Source organism: Bacillus sp. AFS053548, assembly GCF_002575105.1.
Lineage (GTDB): Bacteria > Bacillota > Bacilli > Bacillales > Bacillaceae_G > Gottfriedia.
Genome location: NZ_NUHI01000063.1, coordinates 1 through 1399, shown reverse-complemented (window position 1 = coordinate 1399; position 1399 = coordinate 1). Strand labels below are relative to the sequence as shown.

Sequence of the window (1399 nt, the reverse complement as noted above, 5' to 3'; positions counted from 1 at the left end):
AGGGCTCATCTTCTTTAAATTCCATTGATATCGATAATTGTTATAGTAGCTCATATAATTTCTTATTTCCTTCTTAAGTTCTTCTAAAGTATTACACTGTTTTATATTAGCCTCATCTTTAAAATGACCAAAAAAGGACTCTTGAAGAGCGTTATCCCAACAATTCCCTCTCCTAGACATTGATTGTTTTAGTCCTAGTTTTTTTACATGTTTCTGAAAAGTAGGGCTGGTATAATGTGAGCCCTGATCGGAGTGAATAAACGCACCTTCAGCTAATAAGGTACGCCTGTTTCTTTTTAATTTCAATAAGGTATCTATCGCTAAATCCAATGTAAGTCGATTGGATACATTATAGGCAAGTATTTCATTTGTGGAACTATCTAAAATAGTAGATAAGTATGCCTTATGACCGTTTCCGTAATAAAGATAAGTAATATCAGTAAGAAGTGCCTTACCTGGGGTACCCTGTTTAAAATTACGGTTTAGTAAGTTCGGTAAAACAGAGTGTTCTTGTGTAGCTTTTAACATCTTCTTATAAGGATTAGCCTTTCTGATTGGACAGATAATCTTATACTTCTTCATAATTCTTCGAATACGCTTCAAGTTATATACAATATTGAAGCGCTTCTGTAACGTCATTTTAATTTGTCGAGCACCTTTTTTACGCTTTTTAAATTTGATAGCCTTAAGTATATTTTCTTTTATTTTTGAGTCTTTATTTTCAAATTGTGTTCTTCTTTCGGAAGCTCTGAAAGAGAAGTAATTATAATAACCTGAACGTGAGACTCCTGAAATTTTACATAGAAAGCTTATCATATTTTTAAACTTAAACTTTTCGATCACTGAACGAATTAAACGAAACTTTTGTTCAGCTGGTACTTTTACTCTATTACCTTCATCCCCCTTTCCAGCATGTCTAGCTTTTTTAGTAATTCATTTTCAGCTTTTAACAGTTGGATTTGAGCTTCTAATTTAGCATTTTTTTCTTCTAAAGTGAGCTCTTTATTAGTTGGTCTACCAGAGTTGCCTTTACGTGTATCACGAAGTCCAAGAACTCCAGAATCATTATATGATGTACGCCATCTATTGGCAGCTCTATTAATTCTAGTAATACCTATGATTTCAACGTCAAATCCATTTTCCTCAAAGATCTGTCTAGGCAATTTTCCATTTTTATTTTCAGCTACAAAAATCCTTTTAAATTCATCTGAGTATGTAATACTTTTTGAACTTACAGCTTTAGCATTTGGATTTTCATTTAATATTTTTATTTCCTTATTAGAAAAGAGCTTTTTTGACATATGATACGTTCCCCGATTTTCTATTTTTCTTCATTATATAAAAAAGTACCCCATAGAAGTGACCTTTTTCAAGTGTCTACTCTATAGGGTACATTTTA

1 protein-coding gene is annotated in these 1399 nt (G+C 31.9%); it reads right to left on the bottom strand.

Annotated features, from left to right (window positions below; genetic code table 11):
- Positions 1–1301, bottom strand: a protein-coding gene (locus tag CN946_RS20870; protein WP_483295412.1) for an IS3 family transposase whose coding sequence is annotated in 2 segments (ribosomal slippage) — positions 1–917 and positions 917–1301 — 1302 coding nt annotated over the 2 segments. Because the reading frame shifts where the segments join, the coding sequence is not laid out codon by codon here. This gene is flagged as partial in the annotation.
- Positions 1302–1399: the final 98 nt, after the last annotated feature.